Below are 6,876 nucleotides of genomic sequence, written 5' to 3' on the forward strand. Positions count from 1 at the left end.
CCTCCAAGCGCGGCAAGAAGGTCGCCGACCTGATGGGCCGCCGCAACGACGGCGCCTCGGCTCCCGCCGAGACCGCCGAAGCCGTGGAGTCCTAAGTCATGGCCGAGAAGAAAACCGTCACCGTCAAGCAGACCGGTTCGCCGATCCGCCGCAAGAACGACCAGCGCGCCACCCTGGTGGGCCTGGGTCTGAACCGCCTGGGCCGCGAGTCCACGCTGGAAGACACCCCCTCGGTCCGCGGCATGATCGCCAAGGTCCAGCACCTGACCGAGATCGTCGAGAAGTAATCAAGTGAGTGGTGCTAGTGAGTGGTGAGTAGGGGCCGGCGGCGACGCTTCCCACTCACAACTCACTAGCACTTTTCACATGTCCAACAGCCGAGTTCGCTGCTGCAGCGAGCGCTAGAACCCGAAAGGATCAGGCACATGAAACTGAACGAAATTCGCGACAACGAAGGCGCACACAAGAAGCGCATGCGCGTCGGCCGCGGCCCGGGTTCGGGCAAGGGCAAGACCGCCGGTCGCGGCGTCAAGGGCCAGAAGTCGCGTTCGGGCGTCGCCATCGGCGGCTTCGAAGGCGGCCAGATGCCGCTGTACATGCGCATGCCCAAGCGCGGCTTCAACAACCCGAACGCCCTGAAGCTGGCGGAGGTGAACCTGTGGCGTCTGCAGGACGCCATCGACGCCGGCAAGCTGGACATCAAGGGCGAGATCAAGGGCGACGCCCTGGTCGCCGCCGGCGTGATCCGTCGCGTCAAGGACGGCGTCCGTCTGCTGGGCACCGGCGAGATCAAGGGCGCGCTGAACCTGGTCGTCTGGTCGGCCTCGTCCGGCGCGATCAAGGCCATCGAAGCCGCCGGCGGCACGGTCGTGCAGGAGCGCATCGCCGCTGAAGCCAAGGCCGCCGCCCGCGTCGAGAAGCGCAACGCCGCAAAGGGCAAGGCTCCGGCCGCCAAGGCGCCCCAAGGTGACGCCAACAAGGTCTCGGCCCGCGCCAAGCGCGCCGCCGCCAAGGGCTGAGACCAAATCGCCGCTTAGGCCAAAATAGTCCGGGGGCGGTCTCGCTAAGAGGCCGCCCTTCGCCTATCTGGACGCAGGCGCCGGATTCCGGTCCGATGCGCCGCCCACTGACAGTCGGGGTATCGACCTATGGCTTCGGCCGCTGAACAACTCGCCGCAAACATGAACATGGGGACGTTCGCCAAGGCGACGGACCTGCACAAGCGGCTGCTCTTCACCCTGGGCGCTCTGCTCGTCTATCGCATCGGCACCTATGTGCCGATCCCGGGCATCAATTCCGCGGCCTTCCTGCAGTTCTTCCAGAACCCGGACGGTCAGCGCGGGATTCTGGACATGTTCAACATGTTCTCGGGCGGCGCGGTGGAGCGGATGGCGGTCTTCGCCCTGAACGTGACGCCCTACATCTCGGCCTCGATCATCGTGCAGCTGATGGGCACGGTCTATCCGCCGTGGGAGAAGCTGAAGAAGGAAGGCGGCGAAAGCGGCCGCAAGCAGCTGAACCAGTACACCCGCTACCTGACGGTCTTCCTGGCCCTGGCCCAGTCCCTGGGCATTGCGGCCGGCCTGAACGGACAGCCGGGCCTGATCGACGAGCCGGGCCTGTTCTTCATCATCCCCACGGTCGTCAGCCTGACGGGCGGCACCATGTTCCTGATGTGGCTGGGCGAGCAGGTGACTGCGCGCGGCATCGGCAACGGCATCTCGCTGATCATCTTCGCGGGCATCGTGGCGGTTCTGCCGGGCACCCTGGCGCGTCTGTTCGGCCTGGCCCAGCAGGGTCAGATGTCGGTCTTCTCCCTGATGTTCATCGCCTTGATGGCCGTGGCCGTGGTGATGTTCATCGTCTTCATGGAGCGCGCCCAGCGCCGTCTTTTGATCCAGTATCCCAAGCGCCAGGAAGGCAACCGGATGACCGGCGGCGAGCGGTCGTTCCTGCCGCTGAAGGTCAACACCGCCGGCGTCATCCCGGCCATCTTCGCCTCGTCCCTGCTTATGCTGCCGACCACGGCCGCCCAGTTCACGGCCAACGCCGATCTGCCGGCCTGGTTGAGCTGGTTGCCGACGGTGACGGCCCAGCTGACGCACGGCCAGCCGCTGTTCATGGTCCTCTACGCGGCCCTGATCATCTTCTTCTGCTTCTTCTACACCTCGATCACCTTCAACCCCGAAGAGACGGCCGAGAACCTGCGGAAATACGGCGGCTTCCTGCCGGGCATCCGGCCGGGCAAGCGGACGGCGGAATATCTCGACTATGTCCTGACCCGTCTGACGGTGATCGGCGCGGCCTACATCACCGCCGTCTGCCTTCTGCCGGAATTCCTGGTCTCCCAGATGGGCAACAGCCTCTACTTCGGCGGCACGTCCCTGCTGATCGTGGTCTCGGTGACCATGGACACGGTGGCCCAGGTCCAGTCGCAGCTGCTGGCGCACCAGTACGAAGGTCTGATCAAGAAGGCCAAGCTTCGGGGTCGCGGCGGTGGACGCGGCGGCGCGGCGCCCGTACGTCGATAGACGAACTGAGTCGCCGGGGGAGGGCGCACACATGAACCTGATCCTGTTCGGACCGCCGGCGGCGGGCAAGGGCACCCAAGCCAAGCGTCTCGTGGAGACGCGCGGCATGGTCCAGCTCTCGACCGGCGACATGCTGCGCGAGGCCATCGCCTCCGGCTCCGAGCTGGGTCAGCAGTGCAAGGAGATCATGTCGCAGGGCGGTCTGATCGCCGACGACATCGTCATCGCCCTGATCGAGGCCCGGCTGAAAGAGGCCGAGGATGCGGGCGGCGCCATCTTCGACGGCTTCCCCCGCACGGTGGCCCAGGCCGAGGCGCTGGACGAGATGCTGGCCAAGCTGGGCAAGCAGATCGACCACGTCATCCGGCTCAAGGTCGATGACGAGGCTCTGATGGCCCGGGTGTCCAAGCGGTTCGCCGAACAGGGCCGCCCGGACGACAATCCCGAAAGCTTCCAGGTGCGTCTGGCCGCCTACAACCGCAACACGGCGCCCCTGCTGCCCTATTACGGCGACAAGGGCCTGCTGACCGAGATCGACGGCATGCGCGCCATCGAGGCGGTGGCGACGGACATCGACGCCGTTCTCGGTTGATGGCCATGAACGCCGGCTGAACCCCGGCGTCATCCTTCCGGCGGTCTGATGCGTTAGGATCGGGCCGTGACCGACCGAGCCTCCCTTCCGAAGATCGACCGCGCCAAGGGCGTGCGGATCGGCGTGTGGACGTTCATGGTCGTCGTCCACGCGGCCCTGTTCGCCATGCTCGGTTTGGTGAACCCCGCGCCAGTGCAGATCCCGGCCATGCCGCCGCTCTTCGTGACCTTGGAGCCGCCCCCGCCGGTTCCGCTTCCGCCTCCGCCGGCCGAACCGGCCCCGGTCGCGGGCGGCGGCGCCCCCGCCGCGCCGTCGCGCGTGCATCTGCCGGTCAAGCCGCCGGAACTTCCCCCGGAAATCATCGCCCCGCCCAAGCCCGCCCCGACCCAGCCCCTGATCGTCGGCGCCGCGCCCGTCGCCACACCGATCCCCGGCATGGGACAGGGCGGAGAAGGCGAGGGGACCGGCGACGGCATCGGCGACGGCGACGGCCCCGGCCGCGGCGGAACCCCGCCCCTGATCCTGAAGGGCGCCAGCACCGCCGAGATCCTGAGCATCGTCCCGCCCGAGGCGCGTCGCGCCCGTCAGGCGGGCCGGGCCTCGATCAACTGCGTCATCCGGGTGGATGAGCGGCTGGACGACTGCCGTGTCGTGAGCGAAACGCCCGTCGGCTTCCGCTTCGGCGAGGCGGGGCTGCGCGCCGCCGGCTTCTTCCGCTACCGTCCGCCGATGACCGCGTCCGGCCGACCGATCGAGGGCCAGAGGGTCACCATCAGCGTCCAGTTCGGGCGCCAGTAGGGGCATTCCGCCCCGAACCCGTTTGACACCTCCCGGCCAATCACGCCCTTATCCATGCCGCATCGCACACGGGGGACGGCATGACGGGCTACATCGGCAAGACGGCGACGGCGATCGCCCTGGTCCTGATGCTGGGCGCCGCGCCCGTGGAGGTTCTGGCGGCGGACCCCGCGCCCAAGCCTTACGCCGAGGTCGTCGCCCCCCTGGCCCGTCAGGACGGCCTGCTGCCGATCTTCGTGGACCAGACCGGCGGCCGGGTTCTGGTGCAACTGCCGCCCGCCGCCCCGGACGGTGTCATGACCCGCCTCATCCACCACACCGCCCTGCGCACCGGCGTCGGCTCGGCCCAGACCGGCCTGGACCGGGCACAGATCGGCGCCACCAACATCCTGGCCTTCCGCCGCATCGGCAAGAAGGTGGTCGCCGAGTTCGAGAACCCGAAGTACGCCGCGCCCGCCGGCACGCCCGAGGAACAGGTGGCGGCGCGCGACGCCTTCGTCGGATCGACCGTCTGGTCCGGCGACGTGGTGGCCACCGCGCCCGACGGCTCGGTCCTGATCGACATCGCCGGCTTTCTGACCCGCGACGCCATGGGCATCGCCGAACAGCTGAAATCAAGCGGGCAGGGGACTCTCAAGACGGTCGCCGACCTGACCCTGGTCGATCCGGCCCAGGCGCGGGCCTTTCCCGACAATGTCGAGCTCGAGGCGCGGCTGACCTTCGCGGTCGACACGCCGGGGCCGCAGTTGTCGATGATCGCCCCGGACGCCCGGCTGGCCACCTTCACGGTCCGGCACAGCTTCATCCGCCTGCCCGACGACGGCTATCGCCCGCGCGCCTTCGACCCGCGCACCGGAGGCTTCTCCACCGTGGTGACCGATTTCTCGGCGCCCCTCGATCAGGCCATGGTCCATCGCTGGGCCAACCGCTTCCGCCTGGAGAAGACCGACCCGACCGCCGCCCGGTCGACCGTGGTCAAGCCGATCGTCTTCTATGTCGACCGCGCCGCGCCCGAGCCGATCCGTTCGGCCCTTGTGGAGGGCGCACGCTGGTGGGCCGACGCCTTCGACAAGGCCGGCTTCATAGACGCCTTCCGGGTGGAGGTCCTGCCCGAGGGGGTCGATCCTCTGGACGCCCGCTACAACGTCATCAACTGGGTCAACCGCGCGACCCGCAGCTGGTCCTACGGCCAGAGCGTCGCGGACCCGCGCACGGGCGAGATCGTCAAGGGGTCGGTCCTGCTGGGCTCCCTGCGCATCCGTCAGGACATATTGATCTTCGAGGGCCTGGTCGGGGCCGGCCAGACGGGAGACGGCGGCGCCAATGATCCGCAACGCATCGCCCTGGCCCGCATCCGCCAACTGTCCGCGCATGAGGTCGGTCACGCCATCGGCCTGGCGCACAACTTCGCCGCCTCGACCCAAGGGAACGGCTCGGTGATGGACTATCCGGTGCCGAAGATCGCCGTCCGCGACGGCGAGCTCGACTTCTCCAACGCCTACGGCGTCGGCATGGGCGGCTGGGACGACTTCGCCGTCGACTGGCTCTATGCCGAGGCCGACGCCGCAACCCTGGAGCGCAAGGCCGCCGAGGGGGCGCGCCGCCTGCGCTATGTCACCGACGCTGACGCCCGCGTCGGCGGCGACGCCCAGCCCTGGGGCAGTCTGTGGGACAATGGCGAGGATCCCATCGCCGAGATGGATCACATCCTACAGATCCGCCGTATCGCTCTGGACCGTTTCGGCCTGGCCAACCTGCCCAAGGGCTCGGCGGTCAACGACCTGCGCCGTCGTCTGGTCCCCATCTACCTCTATCACCGCTATCAGGTGGACGCGGTCGCCAAGTTCGTCGGCGGCGTCGATTACGGCTATTCCGTCAAAGGCGACGGGGCGGAAGCGGCGACGCCGGTGTCCGGCGCCGAACAGCGCCGCGCCCTTGCGGCTTTGATCGCCACCCTGTCGCCGGCCCAGCTGGACCTGGCCGAGCCCCTGCTTGCCCTGCTGGCCGCGCAACAGTCCGGCGACCCCGACCCCCAGAACGACATCGAGGTCTTCCGCAGCCAGAACGGCCGCGCCTTCGACGCCGGCATGGCGGCCGAGGCGGCGGCGGACGTCACCTTCCAGGCCCTGTTCGCGCCCCAGCGCGTCAACCGCCTCAGCGATCAGGCCGGGCGCGATCCGGCGACCCTGAGCCTGGACGAAACGCTCCAGACCACGACCCGCTCGGTCTTCGCCCCGGCGGCGGGCCGTCTGGCCGAGCCGGCGCGCCGGGTCCAGGCCCGCTATGTCCTGACCCTGGCCGGGCTGCTGCGCGACCGCAGCCTGTCCAACACCTCTGCGGCTGTGGTCGAGGCGCGGCTGGCCGAACTGGCGACCCGGCTTTCGGCCTCCCGCGCCGTCGATCCGGTGCAGCGCGCCCATGAGAAGCGGCTGGGCGACCTTCTGTCCGACCGCGAGCGGCTGGACCAGTTGCTGGAGCAGCGTGGACGCACCGTCCCGGTCCCGCCCGGCAGCCCCATCGGTTCTGAACAGGACTGGGGCGTCTGAAGCCATGTTTCGCCGGACGTCCTGATCCTGCCCCGATCATTTCCGTTCTGTCGCATCCCGCCATCCCCTCGCCCGGATGTCGCGAGACAGGAAGCCTGCAGGGGCGGGGCGTGATGCGATCAGGACGGGGCAAGACGAGCAGGGTGACCGCCGGTCTGGCGGTCGGGCTCGTGCATCTGCTCATCCTCTGGGCCCTGATGCCGGTCACGCCGCCCGCAGTCGTCGCACCCGAGAGCGCGCCTCAGGCGATCGACGTCTGGCTGGGTCCGCCTCCGGGCGGAGCCGCCCGGGCCGCGCCCCGACCCGCTCAGCCCAATCGCCCCGAGCCGGCGCGGTCGCCGATCGAGACGCGAAAGCCGCCGCCCCGGCCGCACCCCGAGCCCATTCCGCCCAAGGCCGAGCCGGCGAA

At 69.1% G+C, this 6,876-nt stretch carries 6 protein-coding genes and 1 pseudogene; all 7 read left to right on the top strand.

Features of this window, described 5'->3' with window-relative positions; all coding sequences use genetic code 11:
* The first annotated feature begins 98 nt into the window (after window positions 1-98).
* Window positions 99-287, top strand: a complete 189-nt coding sequence (gene rpmD / locus ACT6QK_RS14500) for a 50S ribosomal protein L30 (protein ID WP_444598534.1) — start codon at window positions 99-101, stop codon at window positions 285-287.
* A 138-nt stretch (window positions 288-425) separates the two neighbouring features.
* On the top strand, window positions 426-1,019 hold the full coding sequence (rplO, locus tag ACT6QK_RS14505) for a 50S ribosomal protein L15 (RefSeq protein ID WP_444598535.1): 594 nt from the start codon (window positions 426-428) through the stop codon (window positions 1,017-1,019).
* Between the two features lie 129 nt (window positions 1,020-1,148).
* A complete protein-coding gene (secY, locus tag ACT6QK_RS14510; protein WP_444598536.1) occupies window positions 1,149-2,531 on the top strand; it encodes a preprotein translocase subunit SecY in 1,383 nt (460 codons plus the stop codon).
* 31 nt (window positions 2,532-2,562) lie between these two features.
* Window positions 2,563-3,123 (top strand): adenylate kinase, encoded by a 561-nt coding sequence (locus tag ACT6QK_RS14515; protein ID WP_444598537.1) that lies wholly within the window; start codon window positions 2,563-2,565, stop codon window positions 3,121-3,123.
* Window positions 3,124-3,189: 66 nt separating this feature from the next.
* A complete protein-coding gene (locus tag ACT6QK_RS14520; RefSeq protein ID WP_444598538.1) occupies window positions 3,190-3,921 on the top strand; it encodes an energy transducer TonB in 732 nt (243 codons plus the stop codon).
* Window positions 3,922-4,001: 80 nt separating this feature from the next.
* Window positions 4,002-6,467: a zinc-dependent metalloprotease gene (locus ACT6QK_RS14525; RefSeq protein ID WP_444598539.1), complete on the top strand. Its 2,466-nt coding sequence runs from the start codon at window positions 4,002-4,004 to the stop codon at window positions 6,465-6,467.
* A gap of 143 nt (window positions 6,468-6,610) precedes the next feature.
* A pseudogene (locus ACT6QK_RS14530) lies at window positions 6,611-6,876 on the top strand (hypothetical protein); the annotation flags it as partial.

This window comes from Brevundimonas sp. (assembly GCF_052436175.1).
Taxonomy (GTDB): domain Bacteria; phylum Pseudomonadota; class Alphaproteobacteria; order Caulobacterales; family Caulobacteraceae; genus Brevundimonas.

Coding starts and splice junctions, on each gene's coding strand:
- rpmD (WP_444598534.1), top strand. CDS start 99: ATGGCCGAGAAGAAAACCGTCACCGTCAAGCAGACCGGTTCGCCGATC.
- rplO (WP_444598535.1), top strand. CDS start 426: ATGAAACTGAACGAAATTCGCGACAACGAAGGCGCACACAAGAAGCGC.
- secY (WP_444598536.1), top strand. CDS start 1,149: ATGGCTTCGGCCGCTGAACAACTCGCCGCAAACATGAACATGGGGACG.
- ACT6QK_RS14515 (WP_444598537.1), top strand. CDS start 2,563: ATGAACCTGATCCTGTTCGGACCGCCGGCGGCGGGCAAGGGCACCCAA.
- ACT6QK_RS14525 (WP_444598539.1), top strand. CDS start 4,002: ATGACGGGCTACATCGGCAAGACGGCGACGGCGATCGCCCTGGTCCTG.